Raw genomic sequence first — 23,652 nt, forward strand, 5'->3', positions numbered from 1 at the left:
ACAAATTACACATTAAAAAATTTTTTGTCTAATGATTTTTTGATGGAAAAACAACAACTATTGAACAGAGAAAAACAATTTAAAATTTATTAAAAAACACAGAAAAAAATATGAAAATTTAAAAAAAGAGAAGAACAGAAAATAGAGTAAAGATACTAATAATATGGAATTATGATAAAATTCATTTGCTTAGACAGATTCCCATTCTATTCAAACATACGGCGGCCAAAGTCAGAATTACAGTTTGCAAAATAATGAATTGTCAACAGAGGGAGGGGCGTTCCGAATCTGGTGCATGATTTCTTCAATTTTATCGCACAGATATTGCGCAAACAAAAATAATTAATTTTTTAATTTTTTAAAAAATCAAGTAAAAATTGATGTAAATCATTATCCAAAAAAGTGCTGACCTGCCTTGCCAGCATAACTGTCAGCCATTACGAAGCCAGACACCTAACGGATCATGCTATTTTTTCCTCACTAAACTTAACGTCAGACAGAAGCAGCGGACATGCGGGGGGCGCCCATCACTGTTAAATGAGCAAAGTAAATTAAGCCTGTAAGGCAGCGCTGAAGTTTTCGCTCACGGCCAGATAAAGCACTTAAGAAAGTACGTGACCCCAACGAGTGAGTTCAATACTCCCCAAAGTGACTGATGAGGAATCAGGCTACTACGAGCATGATGGATCCACAGTTCAGTAAAACCGCAATGGTTACTCCAGTAGAGCCATCTTGACTGAACAGGGCGATACTTATAGTTATAGAGATCAGGAAGTATCCCAGAGTCTGAGCTTGTTAAGAAACAACATAACAGCCTTACCAGCCGGGATCACAAGAGCCTCAGCCTTAGTGTGACAGCAATGACCTCCCGGAAAATAAGGATCTCTAAAAACGGATGGTACACACGTTTTATGACTGTCCAAATCTTGCGTTACTGACGCACTGTTCTCAGCCGTGCTCAAGGGTAATAACAATCCGCATAGTTAAGCCACCGACTGGATACCTCCACTGTCACGACACACGGTGCGCCAGAGATTAGTGGGGTATCCATCTGGCTACCCTGACGAGCATAAAAAGTGGCTGGCAGTTGTCTTAAAGAGCAGCTGCAAGGCTTTGTATCACTGAATTGAGATAAGCCATCCCGGTATGAAATAGGCCCTATTATCTGTATCTATGAGCCCAGGGAGCTATTCTGATGTTATCAATACGGCGTCAATAATCAGCGATAAGCCTTTCATCTGATACGCGCTTCATTTATCCGATTGATATCAGGGAGACTGGTTGCATGGTCGATGCCTGCCGAATCGCAGATCTATGGAACCTGTCCAACGCATATTTATACCAATTTACTTAATTAAGTGAAATTGGTATTAGCTTCTCATAGAAGATAAAGGTAAGAGAATCGTTTATCGGGCTACCATGAAGGCGTTAAGGCAATGGACAGTGCAGCAGCCTTGATCCGCTTTATCTGTGGGTCAAAATGCAGCACAGTTACTGTAGTACAGGCTGTAATTGGATGATGAGAGGAGGTGCTCATCTGCTTTATCGCAAGTAATTTTGAGCTGTAGCACGGACAATAAAAAAGCCGTTTATTTAAAACGGCTTTCTGTTTACTAATTTACTAGTGAATAATGAGGGTTACTCGTTTCCACCTAGCAAATCTGCATTCAGTGCGTCAGTCAGTGCCTGAGATGCTTCTTCAGCACTTACTGTCTGCTCTTCAACTGCCGCATCATTTTGCTTACGACGGTTGATGCGATCTAGATGGTAAGAGAAACCGGTACCCGCTGGGATCAGACGACCCACGATAACGTTTTCTTTCAGACCACGTAGCTCATCACTCTTACCATTTACTGCCGCTTCAGTCAGGACACGTGTTGTCTCCTGGAACGAGGCTGCAGAGATGAAAGACTCTGTTGCCAGTGAGGCTTTGGTAATACCCATCAGCTGAATTTCGAACTTAGCTGGGATCTTACCTTGTTTCTCTAGCTCACGGTTTGCGATGTTAACGCGTGCCACTTCGGCTTGCTCGCCTGCCAGGAACTCACTGTCACCACCATCGATGATGATACATTTACGTAGCATCTGACGAATGATGGTTTCGATGTGCTTATCGTTAATCTTTACACCCTGTAGACGATATACTTCTTGTACTTCGTTTACGATGTAGTTAGATACGTCAGTCACACCACGCAGACGCAGGATGTCGTGCGGAGACTCAGGACCATCGGCGATAACTTCACCTTTCGATACCTGCTCACCCTCGAACACGTTCAGCTGACGCCATTTCGGGATCATTTCTTCGTATGCATCACCCTCTTCCGGCGTGATCACCAGGCGCTTCTTACCTTTGGTTTCTTTACCAAAGCTAACGGTACCTGTGATTTCTGCCAGGATCGCTGGATCTTTTGGCTTACGCGCTTCGAACAAGTCAGCAACTCGAGGTAGACCACCCGTGATATCACGTGTCTTCGAACCTTCCTGAGGAATACGTGCCAGTACGTCACCCGGCTGAGCCGTTGCACCATCTGTGATTTCGATGGTAGTGAACGAAGGCAGACGAATTTCCTGCAGGCCACGCTCTTCATTTTCAATGATAAGCTTAGGCTCTTTCGCATTCACCTTAGCAAGGTCTTTAACAACCACACGCGTCAGACCAGTTAACTCGTCTGTCTGTGCTTCTGTGTTCGAATCGTCGATGTCGCTGAACGATACTTTAGACTCGTGCTCGATGATGATTGGGTGACTGTGCGGGTCCCAGGTCGCGACAATGTCGTTACCTTTTACTTCTGCACCGTCGCTCACTGCCAATACGGCACCGTAAGGCACTTTATAGCGCTCTTTCTCACGGCCCTGCTCGTCAATAACCGTAATTTCGGTTGAACGTGAGGTGATCACTATCTTACCGTCGGTATTGATTACGAACTTCGCATTGTGCAGCTTCATGCTACCGTTGTTCTTAACCTGTACGCTGTTTTCTGCAGACGCTCGAGATGCCGCACCACCGATGTGGAAGGTACGCATCGTAAGCTGGGTACCCGGCTCACCGATTGACTGTGCCGCGATAACACCAACAGACTCACCCGCGTTGATGATGTGGCCACGTGCAAGGTCACGACCGTAACAGTTAGCACACACACCAAAGTCGTTTTCACAGGTGATAACTGAACGTACTTTTACTTCGTCCACTGAGTGCTCTTCTAACAGGTCACACAGTTTCTCATCAAGCATCACGTTACGTTCAACCAGCACTTCTTCAGTGCCAGGGATAACCACGTCTTCAGCAACAACACGACCCAATACACGCTCGCGTAGTGGTTCTACAACGTCACCACCTTCAATCAGCGGCTTCATCACAGTACCTTCAAGGGTACCACAATCGGTTTCGTTGATAACCAAATCTTGTGCTACGTCTACCAGACGACGAGTCAGGTAACCCGAGTTCGCTGTCTTAAGTGCGGTATCCGCTAGACCTTTACGCGCACCGTGCGTCGAGATGAAGTACTGTAGTACGTTCAGACCTTCACGGAAGTTCGCGGTGATCGGAGTTTCGATGATTGAACCATCCGGACGAGCCATCAGACCACGCATACCAGCTAGCTGACGGATCTGAGCGGCACTACCACGTGCGCCCGAGTCGGCCATCATGAACACTGAGTTGAAAGAGTCTTGCTCTTCTTCTTCACCCTGTGCATTCACAACGGTGTCTTTCGACAAGTTCGCCATCATTTCACGTGACAAGTTTTCATTAACACGTGACCAGATATCGATAACTTTGTTGTATTTCTCACCCGCAGTTACAAGACCAGACTGGAATTGCTGGTTGATTTCTGTAACTTCAGCTTCTGCCGCTTCGATGATACCTGCTTTCGTAGGTGGGATTTCCATATCGTTGATACCGATAGACACACCCGACTTCATCGCGTAGTGGAAACCGGTGTACATCACCTGGTCAGCAAAGATAACAGTATCTTTCAGACCCAGACGACGGTAACACTCGTTCAACAGGCCAGAGATCTGCTTTTTACCCAGCGCACGGTTGATAAGCTCAAACGGCAGGCCAGTTGGCATGATCAAAGACAGGATGGCACGACCAACTGTGGTTTCAACCACTTCGGTTACGTCTTTACGCTCACCTGTTTCGCCATCAATGTGGACTTCTGCGATACGTACTTTTACGCGTGCGTGTAGTTCAGCCGCGCCAGTACGGTACGCTTTTTCAGCTTCTTTCGCATCTTTGAAGACAATGCCTTCACCTTTTGCATTGATGCGATCGCGCGTCATGTAGTACAGACCCAATACAACGTCCTGTGAAGGTACGATGATTGGCTCACCGTTCGCAGGAGACAGAATGTTGTTGGTCGACATCATCAGCGCACGTGCTTCAAGCTGTGCTTCCAGTGTCAACGGTACGTGTACCGCCATTTGGTCACCGTCGAAGTCAGCGTTATACGCCGCACACACTAGCGGGTGCAGGTGGATTGCTTTACCTTCGATTAGTACTGGTTCAAACGCCTGGATACCAAGTCTGTGAAGTGTTGGTGCACGGTTCAGAAGAACCGGGTGCTCACGGATCACTTCATCAAGTACGTCCCAAACCTCTGGTACTTCGCGCTCTACCATCTTCTTCGCAGCTTTGATGGTCGTCGCCATGCCGCGGCGCTCTAGTTTGCCGTAGATGAATGGCTTGAAAAGCTCAAGTGCCATCTTCTTAGGCAGACCACACTGATGTAGTTTCAGTGTAGGACCTACTGTGATTACAGAACGGCCAGAGTAGTCAACACGCTTACCAAGAAGGTTCTGACGGAAACGACCTTGCTTACCTTTGATCATGTCTGCAAGCGACTTCAGAGGACGCTTGTTAGAGCCTGTGATCGCACGGCCACGACGACCGTTATCCAGTAGTGCATCAACTGCTTCTTGCAACATACGCTTTTCGTTACGTACGATGATGTCTGGTGCCGCTAGGTCAAGTAGACGCTTAAGACGGTTGTTACGGTTGATAACACGACGGTATAAATCGTTCAGATCAGACGTCGCGAAACGACCACCATCCAGTGGTACCAGTGGACGTAGATCAGGTGGCAGAACTGGCAGTACGCTCATTACCATCCACTCAGGGTTGTTACCTGACTGGTGGAACGCTTCCATCAACTTAAGACGCTTAGTAATCTTCTTACGCTTAGTTTCAGAGTTGATAGTTGGCAGCTCTTCACGCATTTCTGCGATCAGTTGACCCAGGTCCAGGTCGCGCAGCAGATCAAGTACCGCTTCGGCACCCATCTTAGCTTCGAACTCGTCACCGTGCTCTTCCAGTGCGTCCAGGTACTCTTCTTCACCTAGCAGCTGACCACGCTCAAGCGTTGTCATACCAGGCTCAGTTACAACGAATGATTCGAAGTAAAGTACACGCTCGATGTCACGTAGCGTCATGTCCAGCATCAGGCCGATACGAGACGGCAATGATTTTAGGAACCAAATGTGGGCAACTGGGCTGGCCAGTTCAATGTGACCCATGCGGTCACGGCGTACTTTAGTCAGTGTAACTTCAACGCCACACTTTTCACAGATCACACCACGGTGCTTCAAGCGCTTGTACTTACCACACAAACACTCATAATCTTTTACTGGGCCGAAGATACGGGCACAGAATAAGCCGTCACGCTCAGGCTTGAAAGTACGGTAGTTAATTGTCTCAGGTTTCTTTACCTCACCATAGGACCATGAACGCACCATGTCCGGCGAAGCAAGACCAATGCGAATTGCATCGAATTCTTCGGTCTTATTTTGTTGCTTCAGAAACTTAAGTAAGTCTTTCACCTTAGCTCTCCTGTCGGAGTTAATCTTGAGGGCAAGCCAGGCTTGCCCCTTCATTCTTTTCAGTCCGGTCTGGGCCGCTTACGCGGCCCGGCGGATCAACTTTCTTCCAATTCGATGTTGATACCCAGCGAGCGGATCTCTTTCAACAATACGTTGAACGACTCCGGCATGCCCGGCTCCATCTTATGGTTGCCGTCTACGATGTTCTTATACATCTTAGTACGACCATTTACGTCATCCGACTTAACCGTCAGCATTTCCTGTAGCGTGTAGGCAGCACCGTATGCTTCAAGTGCCCATACCTCCATCTCACCGAAACGCTGACCACCGAACTGTGCCTTACCACCCAGCGGCTGCTGAGTAACCAGGCTGTAAGAACCGGTAGAACGTGCGTGCATCTTGTCATCAACAAGGTGGTTCAGTTTCAGCATGTACATGTAGCCAACCGTTACCTGACGCTCGAATGCGTCACCGGTACGACCATCGTACAGAGTTACCTGACCGCTTCTTGGATAACCACCCAGCTCTAGCATGTCTTTGATTTCAGCTTCGCGTGCACCGTCAAACGCAGGTGTTGCGATTGGCAGACCGCCTTTCAGGTTGTGCGCCAAACGACGGATCTCATCATCAGAGAAGTTTTCAATATCGACTTTCTGACGGCAATCACCGATTTCGTAAGCTTTCTTGATGAAGTCGCGCATTTCGTGAAGTTCACGTTGCTCTTTCATCATGTCTTCGATGCGCTCACCGATACCGCGTGCAGCAAGACCCATGTGAGTTTCCAGGATCTGACCGATGTTCATCCGCGATGGTACACCCAGCGGGTTCAGAACGATGTCTACCGTACGACCTTTTTCGTCGTAAGGCATGTCTTCAACAGGCACGATAGTAGAGATTACACCCTTGTTACCGTGACGACCCGCCATCTTATCACCCGGTTGGATGCGACGTTTAACAGCCAGATAAACCTTAACGATCTTCAGTACACCAGGCGCCAGGTCATCACCTTGGGTGATCTTGCGACGCTTGTTCTCGAACTTCTTATCGTATTCAGCTTTCAGCTCGTCGTACTGCGCAGCCAGTTGCTCTAGTTCAGCTTGCTGCTCTTCGTCAGCCAGGCTTTGCGTCAGTAGTTTTTCAGCGTTCAGTTCAGCGATTTTCTCTTCGCTCAGACCAGCACGTACCAGCAGGTCACGCGCACGTGTCAGTACACCGCCTTCAAGGATACGGAACTCTTCGTTGAAGTCTTTCTTCGCTTCGCGAAGCTGCATGTCTTCAACTTCCAGCGCACGCTTGTCTTTCTCTACGCCATCACGGGTAAAGACCTGAACGTCGATAACCGTACCAGAAACAGAGTTAGGCACACGCAGTGAGCTGTCTTTTACGTCAGACGCTTTTTCACCGAAGATAGCACGTAGTAGCTTTTCTTCTGGCGTCAGCTGAGTTTCGCCTTTCGGTGTTACTTTACCAACCAGGATATCGCCGCCTTTTACTTCAGCACCGATGTATACAACACCTGATTCGTCCAGCTTACCTAGCGCAGACTCACCAACATTCGGGATATCAGCCGTGATCTCTTCTGGACCAAGCTTAGTATCACGCGCAATACACTGTAGTTCCTGGATGTGGATCGTAGTTAGACGATCTTCCTGAACAACGCGCTCTGATAGTAGGATTGAATCCTCGAAGTTATAACCATTCCACGGCATGAATGCCACGCGCAGGTTTTGACCAAGAGCCAGGTCGCCCAGGTCAGTCGAAGGACCATCCGCCAGTACGTCACCACGGACAACCGGCTCACCTACCATACAAGTTGGCTTTTGGTTGATACAGGTGTTCTGGTTAGAACGGGTGTATTTGGTCAGGTTGTAGATGTCGATACCCGCTTCACCAGGTACGCGCTCTTCTTCGTTCACGTTAACAACGATACGGCTCGCATCAGCATACTTCACCACACCGCCACGCTTAGCAACAATGGTTACACCAGAGTCTTTTGCCAGCGTACGCTCGATACCTGTACCTACCAGCGGCTTATCTGCGCGCAGTGTTGGTACAGCCTGACGTTGCATGTTCGATCCCATCAATGCACGGTTCGCATCATCGTGTTCAAGGAATGGGATAAGTGCCGCTGCCACAGAGATAACCTGCTGTGGAGATACATCCATATACTGGATGCTGTCGCTTGGCATAAAGGTTGATTCACCCTTGTAACGACATGGGATCAGCTCTTCTGCAAACTGGTTTGCTTCAGTCAGGTTGGTATTCGCCTGTGCGATTACGAACTGACCTTCTTCAATTGCAGACAGGTAATCAACGTCATCGGTTACTACGCCGTCAACCACTTTACGATATGGGGTTTCAAGGAAACCATAATCGTTAGTACGTGCGTACGTAGACAATGAGTTGATCAGACCGATGTTTGGACCTTCAGGCGTTTCGATTGGACAAACACGACCGTAGTGCGTTACGTGTACGTCTCGAACCTCGAAGCCAGCACGTTCACGTGTCAGACCACCCGGACCAAGTGCAGAAATACGACGCTTGTGCGTTACTTCTGACAGCGGGTTGTTCTGGTCCATGAACTGAGACAGCTGTGAAGAACCAAAGAATTCTTTAACGGCAGCAGAAATTGGCTTCGCGTTGATCAGATCCTGAGGCATTACATTGTCCAGATCACCTAAGCTCAGACGCTCACGTACAGCACGCTCAACACGTACCAGACCTACGCGGAACTGGTTCTCTGCCATTTCACCTACAGAACGGATACGACGGTTACCTAAGTGGTCGATATCGTCCACATCGCCTTTACCGTTACGGATGTCGATCAACACCTTCATCACGCTCACAATGTCTTCTTTGCTCAGCGTGCCTGGGCCTGTGTCAGTGTCATAACCAACACGGCTGTTGAACTTCATACGACCAACCGTTGACAAGTCATAACGCTCGTCAGAGAAGAACAGATTGTCAAACAAGGCTTCTGCTGCTTCTTTTGTTGGTGGCTCACCCGGGCGCATCATACGGTAGATTTCTACCAGTGCTTCAAGACGGTTTGCTGTGCTGTCAATGCGCAGTGTTTCCGACATGTAGGCACCGCTGTCTACGTCGTTGATGTACAGGGTATCGATTTTAGTGTGACCTGCTTTAACCAGCTCAGCCATCAACTCCAGAGACAGCTCAGCATTCGCTTCTGCAATGATCTCACCGGTTGACTCATCGATGTAGTTTCGCGCAACCACACGACCAATGATGTACTCATGCGGTACTTCTAACTGGTCAATGCCCTTTTTCTCGATTGTTTTTATATGACGGGCTGTGATACGACGACCCTGCTCAACCAGGACTTCACCGTCTGCATCTTTGATATCAAAGGCAGCGGTTTCACCACGCAGTCGAGATGGTACCAACTCCATCATCACTTTGCCGTTCGTTACTTCGAACGCAGTGGTTTCGAAGAACATGCCAAGGATTTCATCTGTCGTGAACTCAAGGGCACGCAGGATGATTGATGCAGGCAGTTTACGACGACGGTCGATACGTACAAACAGGTTATCTTTTACATCGAATTCAAAGTCTAACCACGAACCACGGTAAGGGATCACGCGTGCGTTATATAGTACTTTACCCGACGAGTGTGATTTACCACGGTCGTTATCAAAGAATACACCAGGTGAACGGTGTAGCTGAGAAACGATAACACGTTCAGTACCGTTGATAACAAAAGTACCTGTGTCAGTCATGAGCGGGATTTCGCCCATGTAAACTTCTTGCTCTTTAATGTCTTTGACTGTGCCTGGTGCATCTTTGTCCATTAGCACAAGACGAAGTTTTACGCGAAGTGGAGCAGAAAAAGTCACACCGCGAATTTGACATTCTTTTACATCGAATACTGGCTCTCCAATACGATAGCTGACGTATTGAAGCTCAGAATTGCCCGAGTAGCTTTTGATCGGGAACACAGAACGGAATGCCGCTTCCAGTCCGGTATCACCATCAGCGTCCGGTGTAATGAACTTTTTGAACGATTCCAACTGCGTTTGCAAAAGGAAAGGTATGTCCAAAACTTGTGGACGTTTACCAAAATCCTTACGGATACGTTTCTTTTCAGAATAAGAGTAAGCCATGGGGTTCCTCAGCTTGCTGATCTTTGACCCAACCTGTTCATGGAGAACAGACTTCATTGGCATCTAAGCCATGATAACAACATCTAATTGTCGTCCTACGAGTCACTCACTTTCAAAATACTACTAACAAATTGAAAAATAAGAAAAAACATAGGAATTTATTGCGCAACAGGAAAGCGTCGCTCTATAGCGCAAAAGGGCCGGTGATTAAATAATCACCAGCCCTTGCCTGATTGCTCAGGCAGCGAACCTAGCAAATGCCAGATTACTTGATCTCAACTTCAGCACCAGCTTCTTCAAGATCTTTCTTAAGTGCTTCAGCTTCTTCCTTAGAAACACCTTCTTTGATAGGTGCAGGAGCAGACTCAACAAGAGCTTTTGCTTCTTTAAGGCCAAGACCAGTTGCACCACGTACAGCTTTGATAGCAGCAACTTTGTTACCGCCAGCGCCAGCTAGGATTACGTCGAACTCAGTCTTCTCTTCAGCAGCTTCAGCAGGACCAGCAGCAACAACAGCAGCAGCTGCAGTTACGCCGAATTTTTCTTCCATTGCTTCAACTAGTTCAACAACTTCCATTACTGACATTTCAGCAATCGCGTCAAGGATTTGGTCTTTAGTTACAGACATTTTAAGTTTCCTAATTAATCACGAACCATGGGGTTCTAAAAATTTATTTGTGAAAGTAAGAAGCGTGCTATTAAGCAGCTGCTTCAGCTTTCTGAACACGTACAGCTTCAATTGTTTTACACAATTTACCAGCTGACGCTTCTTTCATAGCGCTCATTAGGCGTGCAACAGCTTCGTCGTAAGTAGGCAGCTTAGCTAGCATGTCTACGTCAACAACATTGCCTTCAAATGCAGCCGCTTTCAGTTCGAACAACTCGTTTTTCTTCGCGAAATCAGCGAAGATACGAGCCGCAGCACCTGGGTGCTCTGAAGAGAAAGCGATTAGGCTTGGGCCTACTAGCGATTCGTTAAGGCACTCATATTCAGTACCTTCAACAGCGCGTTTAGCAAGCGTGTTACGGACAACTTTCATCCATACGCCAGCTTCACGAGCTTCTTTACGAAGCGCAGTGATCGCATCTACTGTTACACCACGAGAATCTGCAACAACTGCAGACAGAGCACCTTTGGCAGCTTCGTTGACTTCAGCAACAATTGCTTTTTTGTCTTGAAGATTTAAAGCCATGGGTGTTACTCCTGGTTATGATGGGAACGTGTCCCAGTTCTACTTTACTCATTGTCTTTCGACTCAGAGCTGCTTTTTACGGCGAGAACCAGAAGATTAGGAAAATCTAGCTGGGATTCACACCGTCTACGTAGGGAATTAAGTAACTTAGTTACACCTACGGTCTTGGACGGAAACGCAATTTATCGGATCATTGTAGACTATAAAGTCTGCAAAGTGCCGAAATTATGCGCTTCAACCCGAATTCTTTGCTTCGTTTTGAGCACAGCTCTCAACGAAATGGCGCAAAATTATAGTCTAATTTTTACGCCATGTAAACGCTTATCTCTAAATTAAGCCACTTGCGTGTTTAGAGTAGCTTGGTCTACAGCAACACCCGCGCCCATAGTCGTTGAGATGCTTACTTTCTTCACGTAAGTACCTTTAGCTTGTGAAGGCTTAGCCTTCTTAAGCGCAACGATAAGTGCTTCCAGGTTTTCCTGAAGCTGGTTCGCGTCGAAATCAACCTTACCGATAGTGGTGTGGATGATGCCGTTTTTGTCGTTACGGTAGCGAACCTGACCCGCTTTCGCGTTTTTAACTGCTTCTGCAACGTTAGGTGTTACAGTACCAGTCTTAGGGTTAGGCATAAGGCCACGTGGACCTAGGATTTGACCTAGTTGACCAACTACGCGCATTGCATCCGGAGAAGCAACAACTACGTCGAAGTTCATTTCGCCTTTCTTAACCTGCTCAGCAAGGTCTTCCATGCCTACCAGGTCAGCGCCAGCTTCTTTCGCTGCGTCCGCGTTTGCACCTTGAGTGAATACCGCTACGCGTACTTCACGACCAGTACCGTGAGGTAGTACAGTTGCACCACGTACGTTTTGGTCAGATTTACGAGCATCGATACCCAAGTTTACAGCAACGTCTACGCTTTCAACGAACTTAGCAGTAGCCAGTTCTTTAAGAAGAGCAACAGCTTCGTTGATTTCGTATTCTTTAGTAACATCCACTTTTTCGCGGATAGTACGCATACGCTTAGTTAATTTAGCCATTCTCAATTACCCCTCTACGTTCAAGCCCATTGCACGTGCAGAACCTGCAATCGTGCGTACAGCTGCGTCCATATCAGCAGCAGTAAGATCCGGACGTTTAGTCTCAACGATCTCTTCAAGCTGAGCGCGAGTAACAGTACCCACTTTCTCAGTGTTAGGACGGCCAGAACCAGACTTGATACCAGCTGCTTTCTTAAGCAGGTAAGAAGCAGGCGGAGTTTTCATGTCGAAAGTGAAAGAACGGTCGTTGTAAACAGAAATGATTACAGGAACCGGTGCGCCTTTCTCGATAGACTCTGTACGTGCGTTGAACGCTTTACAGAATTCCATGATGTTTACACCGTGTTGACCTAGTGCAGGACCTACTGGAGGACTAGGGTTAGCCATACCAGCAGCAACTTGTAGCTTGATTAAAGCTTCAACTTTTTTAGCCATGATAATACCTCGTTATGTGGGTCTTAGCCTTGTGCGCGCGAGGACGCGTACTCAGACGGCTTCCCAATTAAAAAATTACACTTTTTGTGCGTCATCGTAATGACATACAAAAAGGCCGCTGATTATAGATTAACCAGCGGCCTTTGGCAATAACTTTTGCTGTTTTAAACAACAAAATTACTTGTCTTGTTCAACCTGTCCAAATTCCAGGTCAACCGGCGTAGAACGGCCGAAGATCAGCACCGATACTTTCAGGCGGCTCTTCTCGTAATCCACCTCTTCAACCACACCGTTGAAGTCAGCAAACGGGCCATCGATAACACGGACCACTTCACCAGGCTCGAACAGAGTCGCTGGCTTAGGTGCTTCTGCATTTTCCTGCAGACGGTTAAGAATGCGATCAGCTTCTTTTTTGCTGATTGGTGCTGGACGATCTGACGTACCACCCACAAAGCCCATTACACGCGGTGTACTGTTGACCAGGTGCCAGGACGCATCATCCATCACCATTTCAACTAACACGTAGCCCGGGAAGAATTTACGCTCAGACTTACGTTTTTGTCCGGCACGCATCTCCACAACTTCTTCAGTTGGGACTAGTACTTCACCGAAGTAGTCTTCCAGACCTTCGATTTTAATGTGCTCAATAATGGTTTGAGCAACGCGCTTTTCAAAACCTGAAAACGCCTGAATTACGTACCAACGTAATTTCTTTTCTTTGTTCTCATCCGACATGGGATCAGATCTCCAATCCAGTTAAAACGCTAACCTATTAAAAGGTCAAGCCGGTTAAAAAACCAACGGCGCGGAACAGAATGCCGTCTAATCCCCACAGGATCAGCGCCATAACAACTGTCGCGGCCATCACGATAAAGGTCGTGTGTGTTGTTTCCTGACGCGTTGGCCAAACTACTTTGCGAACCTCAATTCTAGACTCTTTAGCAAAAGCGATAAAGGTACGCCCTTTCTCTGTTGTTGCGGCAATGCCCAGTCCGGCACCTACAGCCACCACGACACCAATCGCGCGGATCAACACTGACATGTCAGCGTACATGTAGTTACCAACCACTGCGCCAGTCAGCAAAATTGCAACCAGCAACCACTTTACCGTGTCCATCGAGCTAGACGGGTTTTCAACATTAGTGCTCATAATTTATTTTTACCTTAAATACAGACACAACAACCCTGCATAAAACAGGGTTAATCCATTTCAATCCAAATTTACAAATAAGCGGTGATGACAAGACCCATTATTTTAGATTTGGACTGATTGTTAGAGTGGCAGGGGCGGCAGGACTCGAACCCGCAACCATCGGTTTTGGAGACCGCTGTTCTACCAATTGGAACTACGCCCCTGCAAAGTGGATGCCCATTATACTGACGAACAAACTGAAAACAAGAGTAAAAGATGCGCAAAGCGCTATTTGTGGTAATTTCAGCCGGGCTGAGTGCCGGCAAGGCTATGCACAAGCGTGATTTCACAGTTAATACAAACGCAGCGGATCACCACAGAAGAAATCACACAGCAACCATATCTGCTCGAAAGGGTGCGCGGCGGGCATCGTCAAGTGGGGTAATGCGCTTTCAAAATCAGCCCGGTGCCACATTGGACTGGCATTGCGGATCAATAACCACACGCGCTGGGAGTGATAATGCTTTCCCGCCTTTTGCAGCAGTAACCGGGACAGACCGGTGGCCAGGCGCTGAGAACTTGGCGCCAGCGCCATCACCGCCAGTTCTCGTTGCATCAATAGCGACAGTGGACGGCCAAGCACGGCCATGGCTTCCGTTTCACTGGCATACAGATGGGCAATTTCAATGTCGAGCTGCGCCTCTCCGAGATAACAACTGACATCGGGTTTGGCTGGCTGATTATGCCAGATGTGACGCATCGGCGTGTGCGTAAGCCGCTCATAGCTGCGCATAAACAGCTTGGCAGCGCCATGTTCCAGCTGCTGCTTTTCTCGCTCACTGTCACGGATCACCACCTGGTCACGCTTCACTCTGTTCTCCGCTAGTCTGTACAATCCAGCTGGCGATGCACATCTTGTAGTAAACTCGATGCGCCAAATCGGAAATGCGCCGCACACAGCCAGTCTTTACCCATGATATCAACTGCAACTTGTAAGTAATCACTTGCTTGCTCAACACTTTTAACACCACCGGCTGCTTTAAAGCCAACCGGCTTGCCCGACACACGGATGCGTTCAAGCATGATTTTTGTTGCTTCTAACGTCGCATTCACCGGCACTTTACCCGTACTGGTTTTGATAAAGTCAGCCCCGGCAAGAATCGCCACATCACTGGCCTGAGCGATTTGCTGGGCATTTTCCAGCACCCCGGACTCAATAATCACTTTGAGCTTTGCCTGCACACCACACAACTGCTTGCTGGAGCGCACGTACTGCCACGGCGTATCCGGATCGCCCGCCTGTAACTGCTGATAAGGCATCACCAGGTCAATCTCATCTGCCCCGGCCTGTAAGGCATCCTTAGTCTGTGCCAGCACTTGCTGTAACGACTGCTTGCCGCTGGGGAAATTGGTAACTGTGGCTACCTTGACCTGCGACCAGCCACGTCGTGCCAGTTCACTTTTACACAATGCCACAAACTGGGGATACACACACACGGCTGCGGGCAGCCCCAGCTCCGGCCGAATGCTGTCTAACAATGCAATGATACTGGCCTCGTTATCCTGCTCGTTTAACGACGTCAGATCCATTAATCCAAGCACCTCGCGTGCGACGGCTTGCATTTTCATATTCGTTTCCTTTTTACTGCACCCAGCCTCTTGGACATGGCTGCATCATATGAGTCGGACCTCAACGTTAGCCGCTTGCCCCGCCCTACCACAGGACATTTGTCCGCACCGTATTGAACATGCTTTATCGAGCAAGATCCAGCAACCTTGTTACCGAGCCGCAAGGCAACAAAATATCGTGTTTTTATCGTTTCAGCACAGCTACCAGGCGATAGATTGTCGAAATTATAACTCATAACCAATAGCTATATCTGTTATCCGACTCGCACTATCACGCTAAACCCCTTGATATATATGAGGTAAGCCTGTTTTACCGGATTGATATAACTTTTAGTTATAAAAACTGGGTTTAAGTTATTTTTTCCCTGCCTGCGCGCGGGATATTCTGCCACTCTAGAAAAAGCCAGAGTTGGCTTATATCAAGTTTACGATGTTTAAGGGGCAACAGCGTGCAGTACTTACCTATTTTTACCAAGTTGGACAACAAACCCGTGCTGGTCGTCGGCGGTGGTGAAGTTGCACTCAGGAAGATCCGCGCGCTGCTTAAAGCCCGTGCCGACGTCACCGTACTGGCACCGGAGTTTTGCGACGAGCTTATCCAGCTGTCTGAGCAAGGTGAGCTGAGCCTGAAACAAGCTTACTTCAGTGCCGAAGCCGTTGACGGCATGGCCCTGGTCATTGCTGCCACTGACAACGATGACGTCAATGCACAGGTCCGCGATGCTGCGGATGCTCGTAATATTTTCGTCAATGTGGTTGATGATCAGCCCAAGTGTAGCTTTATTTTTCCGTCTATCGTTGACCGTAATCCCATTACCATTGCGATTTCCAGTGCCGGCACCGCGCCTGTACTGGCGCGTCGTTTAAGAGAAAAACTCGAAACCCTGATCCCACAGCATATTGGCCCGCTGGCTGAGCTGGTAGGCGGATTCAGAGACAAGGTTAAAGGCCGTTTTAAACACTTTGCCGATCGTCGCCAGTTCTGGGAGCGGGTGTTTGACTCACACGTGGTCAGCAAAGTCCAAAGCGGTGATACCGCTGGAGCACAGCAGCAGCTTCATGAGATGCTGAGTGATACCGCAGAGCCTCAGGGCGAAGTCTATGTCGTAGGCGCAGGTCCTGGCGATCCGGAACTGCTGACCCTGAAAGCATTGCAACTGATGCAGCAGGCCGATGTGGTGGTGTATGACTATCTGGTCTCGGATGAAATCATGGAGCTGGTCAGACGCGATGCCGACCTTATCTGTGTCGGTAAACGTGCCGGACACCACAGTGTTAAACAGGAAGACACCAATCAGATGCTGGTTGAACTGGCACAGCAAGGCAAAAAAGTATGCCGAATTAAAGGCGGCGACCCCTTTATTTATGGCCGTGGTGGCGAAGAAGTGCAGATCCTGGCTGCGGCCAACATCCGCTACCAGATAGTCCCTGGTATTACCGCCGCCGCGGGGTGCAGTGCCTATGCGGGTATTCCACTCACACACCGCGACCATGCGCAGGCAATTCAGTTTGTGACGGGGCACTGTAAAAAAGAAGGACAGGAACTGGACTGGCAGTCACTGGCCAAACCCAACCAGACTTTGGCCATTTACATGGGCGTGATTAAATCACCCCATATTCAGGCTCAACTGCTGGCCCATGGCCGCAGCGAACACACGCCGGTGGCCATCGTTGAGAATGGTACGCGCAAATCGCAGCGTGTTGTGACCACTGAGCTTGGCCAGCTGGAAACGCAAATAGAAGCGAACAATATCCAGTCACCGGCATTACTGATCATTGGCGAAGTAGCCGCTTTGCATCAGGAGTTGGCCTGGTTTGGTAAGACAGAACAAATTGCAAGTTACGCTCAGCCGCTCGCTAAGATCGCCTGATGCATGAACCACTTTATTTTTAGTATTAAGTAGGACGACGACAATGGCTTTAACTCACCTTCAGCAACTTGAGGCTGAAAGTATAAAGATTATTCGCGAAGTCGCTGCTGAGTTTGAAAACCCAGTGATGCTTTACTCCATCGGTAAAGACTCATCGGTACTCCTTCACTTAGCACGTAAAGCGTTTTTCCCGGCAAAGATCCCTTTCCCTCTGCTGCATGTAGACACGGACTGGAAATTCCGCGAGATGATTGAGTTTCGTGATCGTCTGGCCAAAGAGTATAACTTTGACCTGATTGTGCATAAAAATCCGGAAGGACTGGCAATGGGTGTTGGTCCGTTCACCCACGGCTCGGCCAAGCATACCGACGTCATGAAGACCCAGGGTCTTAAACAGGCTTTGAACAAATACGGTTTCGATGCAGCCTTTGGTGGTGCCCGTCGTGATGAAGAGAAGTCTCGTGCCAAAGAGCGTGTTTATTCATTCCGTGATAAACACCACCGCTGGGATCCAAAAAATCAGCGTCCAGAGCTGTGGAATACCTACAATGGTCAGGTCAATCCGGGCGAAAGTATTCGTGTATTCCCGCTGTCAAACTGGACGGAGCTGGATATCTGGCAATACATCTACCAGGAAAACATAGAGATAGTGCCGCTGTATCTGGCAGAGAAACGCCCGGTAGTTGAGCGCGATGGCACATTAATCATGGTCGACGACGAGCGTATGCCACTGGCGGAAGGTGAAGTGCCTGAGATGAAGTCGGTGCGATTCCGTACGCTGGGGTGTTACCCGCTGACCGGCGCGGTTGAATCTGAGGCGAACACCCTGACCGGGATCATCGAAGAAATGTTGTTATCGACCTCTTCCGAGCGTGAAGGCCGGGTCATCGACCATGACTCATCCGGGTCAATGGAGAAGAAAAAACGTGAGGGGTATTTCTAATGTCTACCGCAAATGAAGTAAAAGAACTGGGGATTGAAACCTATTTATCACGCCAGCAGGATAAAAGCCTGTTGCGCATGATGACCTGCGGCAGTGTAGACGACGGTAAATCCACCCTGATCGGCCGCCTGCTGCACGACAGCCACCAGATCTATGAAGATCAGTTAGCGGCGCTGCACAAAGACAACGAAAAAGTCGGTAATGCCGGTGAAGAGCTGGATCTTGCCTTGCTGGTTGACGGTTTGCAGGCAGAGCGTGAGCAAGGTATCACCATTGACGTGGCATACCGCTACTTCTCAACGGCCAAGCGTAAGTTCATCATCGCGGACACCCCAGGGCACGAGCAGTATACTCGTAACATGGTAACGGGTGCTTCAACCAGTGATCTGGCGATTATTCTGGTGGATGCCCGCTATGGTGTACAGATCCAGACCAAACGCCACAGCTTTATCTGTGACTCGCTGGGGATCAAGCAATTCGTTGTGGCCATCAATAAAATGGACATCGTTGACTTTGATGAAGCCGTGTTCGAGAAAATCAAAGCCGATTATCTGAAGTTTGCTGAGCAACTGGACGTCAATGACATCAAGTTCGTGCCCATTTCGGCTCTGAAAGGTGACAACGTCGTGACCCGCTCTGAGCACACGCCTTATTACACCGATCAGCCACTGATGGCGCTGCTGGAAGACTCTCCGGCTGCGGAGCCAAACAGTGCCTTCGAAGCACGCTTCCCGGTGCAGTACGTCGTACGTCCTAACCTGGACTTTCGTGGTTTCCAGGGCACGTTGACGTCTGGTGCGCTAAGTGTTGGTCAGGCGGTTAAGATTTTACCTTCAGGTAAAACCAGTACCATCAAAGAACTGGTGACGTTTGACGGTAACCTCGAGCAAGCTGAGACCGGGCAGGCACTGACTATCACTCTGAATGATGAAGTCGATGTCAGCCGCGGTGATGTGATTGTCCCGGCAGACTCTGCAACTAAAGCAACTAACCTGATCCAGGCCAAACTGGTGTGGATGCACGAGGCGCCTCTGGTGCTGGGCAAAACCTATAACTTCAAGTTGGGCGCTAAGAGCACGGCTGCCATCGTTAAGCAGATTGACCACACCATTGACGTCAACACGCTGGAACACGGCGAAGCCGAGAGCCTGCAACTGAACGAGATTGCCATTGTTACGCTGGAGCTGACAGAAACCATTGCAGCGGATGTATATCGTGATAACCACGAAACCGGTGCCTTTATCCTGATCGATCGTCTGAGCAATCTGACGGTGGGAGCAGGTATGATCGATGCCATTCTGGATGAGCAAGTCAGTGAGAAACAGCAGTTCAGTGAGTTTGAGCTGGAGCTGAATGCCCTGGTTCGCAAGCACTTCCCGCACTGGCAAGCGCTTGATTTGAGCAAGCTGAAGTAACGGCCTTATGCCTGTTAACGGGAGTTATCTATGCTGCTAGAGCAGATCATCTTAACAGGCATCATGCTCGTGCTGGTCGCGTGTCTTTTTGGCACGCGGCTTAATCCGGCCTGGTTGTTCGTTGGCGCAATCAGCAGCGCCTATCTGGCCGGATTGATCGACCTTGAAACCATGCTGGTCAATTATGCAAATCCGTCGTTGATCACCCTGGTTTTACTGATCCTGGTTTCTATTGCCATTGAAAAAACCACTCTGGTGCAATATCTGGCCCGCTCTCTGGCCAATGGTTCACTGGCACGCTCGGTCATGAAACTGGGGTTATCCACGGCCTTTTTATCGTCTTTTACCAACAATACCGCAGTGGTTGCGTCTTTGATCAGTACCATTAAAGAAAGCAAAACCCACTCGCCTTCCAAGTTATTACTGCCACTGTCGTACACGGCGATTCTGGGCGGTACCCTGACCCTGATCGGCACCTCCACCAACTTAATCGTCAATGGCTTTGCCATTGAGGCTGGTATGGCACCGCTGGGCTTTTTTGATTTTACCCTGGTTGGCATTGGCGCGCTGAGTGTGGGCCTGATCACCATCATCTTATTACTGAAGTTTTTACCCGACCATGGCCGTAAAGAAGAAGAGGTTGTGCCTTTTTATCTGGAAGGGAAAGTGACGGCGGGTTCTAAACTGATAGGCCGCACAGTCGAAGAAAATGGCCTGCGCGATCTGCGTGACTTATTCCTCGCCGAAATCATCCGCGGCGAGCGTCGCATTTGCGCCGTCACCCCGCAACAAGAGATACAACTAGGTGATATCCTGTTGTTTGTTGGCGACATCAAGTCTGTACCTTTATTGCGCCGCTTCGATGGCCTGCAGGTGGTGCATGACAAACATGAAAAAGATGCCGAACACCTGGTGGAAGTCGTGATCAGCCAGTCGTCTAAGTTTCTAGGCAAAACACTCAAAGAGATCCGTTTTCGCGAACAGTTTCATGCCGCGGTGATTGCCATTCGCCGTGGTCACGACCGGCTGCCCGGCGGCCTGGGCCAGGTTAAGTTACAAGCAGGAGATTCACTGATCCTTGCCCCTGGCGGCGACTTTTATCAGCTGCCGGATCTGAAACGCGAATTTGTATATATCTCAGGTCTGGACCTGCAAACCCACCTAACTCAGCCGCAGTCGAATAAGGTGATGGCCGCCTTTGTTGCCGTACTGGGCCTGGGGATCTTCGATATCGTGCCGTTAGTCAAAGGCCTGATGGTATTATTACTTGGACTGGTGTTATTTGGTTCCATCAAAGTCAGTGAGATGAAGCGCCGTTTTCCCATTGAATTGCTTGCCATTGTCGGCAGTGCGATTGGTCTGGCTAAACTAATGATAGACACCGGGTTGGCCGGGCAAATTTCCGATGCACTGTTTTATGTACTGGGCGACTTTGGTCCGTATGGTGCCTTTATTGCCATCTTTGTAATGACCGTGGTGTTCACTGAATTAATCACCAATAATGCAGCCGCCGCGCTATCTTTCCCTGTTGCATACGCTCTGGCGATAGGTTTTGGTGTAAACCCGCTACCCTTTGTGATGGCAGTCGCCTTTGGCGCATCGGCCAGCTTTATTTCACCTTTTGGCTATCAGACTAATCTAATGGTATACAGTGCAGGCAATTACCGGATCAAAGACTATGTGACCGTGGGCCTGCCGCTTTCAATTATTTACTCGATCACTGTGCTGACGCTGATCCCCTTGGTTTTCCCGTTTTAGTGGATAGGAATTATGGATACGAATATTGTCTGGCATAACTATGCCGTGAATAAAACACATCGCAGCGAACAAAAAGGCCACCGTCCGGTTATTCTGTGGTTTACCGGCTACTCTGGTTCGGGCAAAAGCACCGTCGCCAACGCACTGGAAAGTGCCTTGCAGCAGCTCGGCGCGCACACTTATCTGCTTGATGGCGACAACGTACGTCATGGGCTGTGCAAAGATCTCGGGTTCAGCGACGCAGATCGGGTTGAGAACATCCGCCGTGTGGGTGAGCTGAGCAAACTCATGGTCGATGCGGGCCTTATCGTACTGACCGCCTTTATCTCCCCGTTCCAGGCCGAACGCGATATGGTTCGCAACCTGGTTGAAGACGCCGAGTTTATTGAGGTTTATCTGGATACACCGCTGGAAGTGTGCGAACAGCGAGACCCGAAAGGCCTGTATAAAAAGGCCCGCGCCGGTGAGATCAAACACTTTACCGGCATAGACTCAGACTATGAACCACCTCAAAACCCGGAGATCCGTATTAATACCGGTGAAAATAGTCTGGACCAATCGGTGCAACAGCTGGTAGCGTATCTGCAACAGCGCGAGATAATTCATCTGTAGTACCAAGGAAATACCATGAACGACACCGACTTACTGGAGGAGATAGTCAATCTGGCCCGACGCGCCGGAGACAAGATCCTCACCATTTATGCCAAAGACTTTAACGTTGAATATAAAGACGATAAAAGCCCAGTCACCGACGCCGACTTAGCCGCCAATGAGGTGATCACGACAGGCCTGCAAACGCTTACTCCGGATTTGCCTATCCTCAGTGAGGAGAGCGCCGAGATCAGCTGGCAGGAACGCCAAACCTGGCAGCGCTACTGGCTGGTTGACCCCATCGATGGCACCAAAGAGTTTATTAAGAAAAACGGTGAGTTCACGGTCAACATTGCTCTGATTGAAAACGGTGAGCCGGTGATGGGCGTGGTCCATGCGCCCGCGCTGAACGTCAGTTACTTCGCCGCCAACAGCATTGGCGCTTTCAAAGAATGCGGCGAGGCCCGTATTGAGCTGAAAGTCACCCGTAAAGACAATCAGGGCACCATTCAAGTGGTAGGCTCACGCTCACACCCTTCACCGGACTTGGCTGACTATCTCAAACAATTTGATGATGTGAACATGGTGCCAAAAGGCAGTTCACTGAAACTTTGTCTGGTAGCGGAAAGTGCTGCCGATGTGTATCCGCGCCTGGGCCCAACCAGCGAGTGGGACACCGGCGCCGGACATGCCGTGGCGAAAATCGCCGGTGCAACCGTCACTCAGCTGGACGGCAGCCCGCTGCTGTACAACCAAAAAGAGTCTTATCTGAACCCCTACTTTGTGGTCTCACGACTCAACTGATCCTTGAGCCTTATCCAGTCGGGTAAGGCTTCTCTCTTATGCCCGTCACCATAAGGAAATGCTATGTCACACGCACCCATTAATTTTGCCGACAAACTGGCGCTGTTTTCTGAGCACTGGAGCCCAAAAGTCATTGCTGAAATGAACGACTATCAGTTCAAACTGGTAAAACTTCAGGGGGAATTTGTCTGGCACGATCACCCCGATACCGACGAAGTGTTCATTGTGCTATCCGGTGAGATGCACATAGCCTTTCGGGACCGTACAGAATACCTGAAAGAGGGTGACATGCTGGTTGTGCCAAAAGGCGCAGAGCACAAACCTTATGCCGAGCAAGAATGTCAGGTGCTCATTATCGAACCCAAAGGGGTCGTCAACACCGGAGATGCCGACAGTTCACTCACCGCACAAAACGATGTCTGGATCTAACGCACAGATGTAAGGCGAACGAACCTAATAAAGAAACAGGCTTAGCGCACTAGTTTGGCTTTTTATTAAGCAATTGAATCAGATATGTGCGACTTTTTCCTCTTTTGCTAGTGACAAGCCTGTTAAAAATTTTTATACTGCCAGCGCTTTTTAGGTCTCTGCTAAAGAGTATGCTCAATTTATTGAGCACTACAATCTAAAAATGGCCCTATAGCTCAGTTGGGCGAAACAAGACCGAAGCAGCGCTTCGCAGCTTATTGAGGTGGAGGCAGGACGCCGACAGGACCTCGTTTCATGGATGAATTTATTGAGCACTACAATTTGAAAATGGCCCTATAGCTCAGTTGGGCGAAATAAGACCGAAGCAGCGCTTCGCAGCTTATTGAGGTGGAGGCAGGACGCCGACAGGACCTTGCTTCATGGATGAATTTATCGAGCACTACAATTTGAAAATGGCCCTATAGCTCAGTTGGG

General features: G+C 48.9%; 17 protein-coding genes and 1 tRNA gene. 7 read left to right on the plus strand and 11 right to left on the minus strand.

Annotated elements, in window-relative coordinates; translation table 11 throughout:
* Positions 1-1,638: 1,638 nt before the first annotated feature.
* The 11 genes from rpoC to deoC form a co-directional block, all read right to left on the minus strand.
* Positions 1,639-5,820, minus strand: coding sequence for a DNA-directed RNA polymerase subunit beta' (rpoC, locus tag MHN33_RS17180; protein WP_239399699.1), 4,182 nt, complete (start codon positions 5,818-5,820; stop codon positions 1,639-1,641).
* A 95-nt stretch (positions 5,821-5,915) separates the two neighbouring features.
* A complete protein-coding gene (gene rpoB, locus MHN33_RS17185; RefSeq protein ID WP_125782363.1) occupies positions 5,916-9,941 on the minus strand; it encodes a DNA-directed RNA polymerase subunit beta in 4,026 nt (1,341 codons plus the stop codon).
* Positions 9,942-10,206: 265 nt separating this feature from the next.
* Positions 10,207-10,569, minus strand: coding sequence for a 50S ribosomal protein L7/L12 (gene rplL, locus MHN33_RS17190; protein WP_022944288.1), 363 nt, complete (start codon positions 10,567-10,569; stop codon positions 10,207-10,209).
* A gap of 70 nt (positions 10,570-10,639) precedes the next feature.
* A complete protein-coding gene (rplJ, locus tag MHN33_RS17195) occupies positions 10,640-11,134 on the minus strand; it encodes a 50S ribosomal protein L10 (RefSeq protein ID WP_046003847.1) in 495 nt (164 codons plus the stop codon).
* Between the two features lie 332 nt (positions 11,135-11,466).
* Entirely contained in the window at positions 11,467-12,171 is a 705-nt protein-coding gene (rplA, locus tag MHN33_RS17200) for a 50S ribosomal protein L1 (protein ID WP_010387319.1), read from the minus strand.
* Positions 12,172-12,177: 6 nt separating this feature from the next.
* On the minus strand, positions 12,178-12,606 hold the full coding sequence (gene rplK / locus MHN33_RS17205) for a 50S ribosomal protein L11 (protein WP_010387320.1): 429 nt from the start codon (positions 12,604-12,606) through the stop codon (positions 12,178-12,180).
* Between the two features lie 177 nt (positions 12,607-12,783).
* Positions 12,784-13,341 (minus strand): transcription termination/antitermination protein NusG, encoded by a 558-nt coding sequence (gene nusG / locus MHN33_RS17210; RefSeq protein ID WP_046003846.1) that lies wholly within the window; start codon positions 13,339-13,341, stop codon positions 12,784-12,786.
* Between the two features lie 37 nt (positions 13,342-13,378).
* Positions 13,379-13,756: a preprotein translocase subunit SecE gene (gene secE, locus MHN33_RS17215; protein ID WP_046003845.1), complete on the minus strand. Its 378-nt coding sequence runs from the start codon at positions 13,754-13,756 to the stop codon at positions 13,379-13,381.
* 129 nt (positions 13,757-13,885) lie between these two features.
* A tRNA-Trp gene (locus MHN33_RS17220) sits at positions 13,886-13,962 on the minus strand.
* A 128-nt stretch (positions 13,963-14,090) separates the two neighbouring features.
* Positions 14,091-14,591, minus strand: a complete 501-nt coding sequence (locus MHN33_RS17225) for a hypothetical protein (protein WP_239399850.1) — start codon at positions 14,589-14,591, stop codon at positions 14,091-14,093.
* 29 nt (positions 14,592-14,620) lie between these two features.
* Positions 14,621-15,367 carry a deoxyribose-phosphate aldolase gene (gene deoC / locus MHN33_RS17230; RefSeq protein WP_239399701.1) on the minus strand — a complete coding sequence of 249 codons (747 nt, stop codon included), beginning with the start codon at positions 15,365-15,367 and terminating at the stop codon, positions 14,621-14,623.
* 449 nt (positions 15,368-15,816) lie between these two features.
* Between deoC and cysG the strand changes: the two genes are divergently transcribed.
* From cysG to MHN33_RS17265, 7 genes are all read left to right on the plus strand, one after another.
* Positions 15,817-17,238, plus strand: coding sequence for a siroheme synthase CysG (gene cysG, locus MHN33_RS17235; protein ID WP_239399703.1), 1,422 nt, complete (start codon positions 15,817-15,819; stop codon positions 17,236-17,238).
* Between the two features lie 43 nt (positions 17,239-17,281).
* Positions 17,282-18,181: a sulfate adenylyltransferase subunit CysD gene (cysD, locus tag MHN33_RS17240; RefSeq protein WP_239399705.1), complete on the plus strand. Its 900-nt coding sequence runs from the start codon at positions 17,282-17,284 to the stop codon at positions 18,179-18,181.
* Entirely contained in the window at positions 18,181-19,596 is a 1,416-nt protein-coding gene (gene cysN, locus MHN33_RS17245; protein ID WP_209053205.1) for a sulfate adenylyltransferase subunit CysN, read from the plus strand. Before cysD ends, cysN begins: the two co-directional genes overlap by 1 nt.
* A 33-nt stretch (positions 19,597-19,629) precedes the next feature.
* Entirely contained in the window at positions 19,630-21,354 is a 1,725-nt protein-coding gene (locus MHN33_RS17250; RefSeq protein ID WP_239399852.1) for an SLC13 family permease, read from the plus strand.
* A gap of 12 nt (positions 21,355-21,366) precedes the next feature.
* The gene (gene cysC, locus MHN33_RS17255) at positions 21,367-21,966 is read left to right on the plus strand and encodes an adenylyl-sulfate kinase (RefSeq protein WP_046003838.1); all 600 of its coding nucleotides are present in this window, start codon (positions 21,367-21,369) and stop codon (positions 21,964-21,966) included.
* 15 nt (positions 21,967-21,981) lie between these two features.
* Entirely contained in the window at positions 21,982-22,749 is a 768-nt protein-coding gene (gene cysQ / locus MHN33_RS17260) for a 3'(2'),5'-bisphosphate nucleotidase CysQ (RefSeq protein ID WP_239399707.1), read from the plus strand.
* A gap of 63 nt (positions 22,750-22,812) precedes the next feature.
* Entirely contained in the window at positions 22,813-23,178 is a 366-nt protein-coding gene (locus MHN33_RS17265; RefSeq protein WP_239399709.1) for a cupin domain-containing protein, read from the plus strand.
* Positions 23,179-23,652: the final 474 nt, after the last annotated feature.

The sequence above is a fragment of the Pseudoalteromonas sp. OOF1S-7 genome (assembly GCF_022347765.1).
Taxonomy (GTDB): domain Bacteria; phylum Pseudomonadota; class Gammaproteobacteria; order Enterobacterales; family Alteromonadaceae; genus Pseudoalteromonas.

Excerpts from the sequence above, each read along its gene's own strand:
- secE (WP_046003845.1), bottom strand. The coding sequence starts at position 13,756 with ATGAGCACTAATGTTGAAAACCCGTCTAGCTCGATGGACACGGTAAAG.
- cysD (WP_239399705.1), top strand. The coding sequence starts at position 17,282 with ATGGCTTTAACTCACCTTCAGCAACTTGAGGCTGAAAGTATAAAGATT.
- deoC (WP_239399701.1), bottom strand. The coding sequence starts at position 15,367 with ATGAAAATGCAAGCCGTCGCACGCGAGGTGCTTGGATTAATGGATCTG.
- cysN (WP_209053205.1), top strand. The coding sequence starts at position 18,181 with ATGTCTACCGCAAATGAAGTAAAAGAACTGGGGATTGAAACCTATTTA.
- rplJ (WP_046003847.1), bottom strand. The coding sequence starts at position 11,134 with ATGGCTTTAAATCTTCAAGACAAAAAAGCAATTGTTGCTGAAGTCAAC.
- cysC (WP_046003838.1), top strand. The coding sequence starts at position 21,367 with ATGGATACGAATATTGTCTGGCATAACTATGCCGTGAATAAAACACAT.
- rplA (WP_010387319.1), bottom strand. The coding sequence starts at position 12,171 with ATGGCTAAATTAACTAAGCGTATGCGTACTATCCGCGAAAAAGTGGAT.
- rplK (WP_010387320.1), bottom strand. The coding sequence starts at position 12,606 with ATGGCTAAAAAAGTTGAAGCTTTAATCAAGCTACAAGTTGCTGCTGGT.
- cysQ (WP_239399707.1), top strand. The coding sequence starts at position 21,982 with ATGAACGACACCGACTTACTGGAGGAGATAGTCAATCTGGCCCGACGC.
- MHN33_RS17265 (WP_239399709.1), top strand. The coding sequence starts at position 22,813 with ATGTCACACGCACCCATTAATTTTGCCGACAAACTGGCGCTGTTTTCT.
- rpoB (WP_125782363.1), bottom strand. The coding sequence starts at position 9,941 with ATGGCTTACTCTTATTCTGAAAAGAAACGTATCCGTAAGGATTTTGGT.
- rplL (WP_022944288.1), bottom strand. The coding sequence starts at position 10,569 with ATGTCTGTAACTAAAGACCAAATCCTTGACGCGATTGCTGAAATGTCA.
- nusG (WP_046003846.1), bottom strand. The coding sequence starts at position 13,341 with ATGTCGGATGAGAACAAAGAAAAGAAATTACGTTGGTACGTAATTCAG.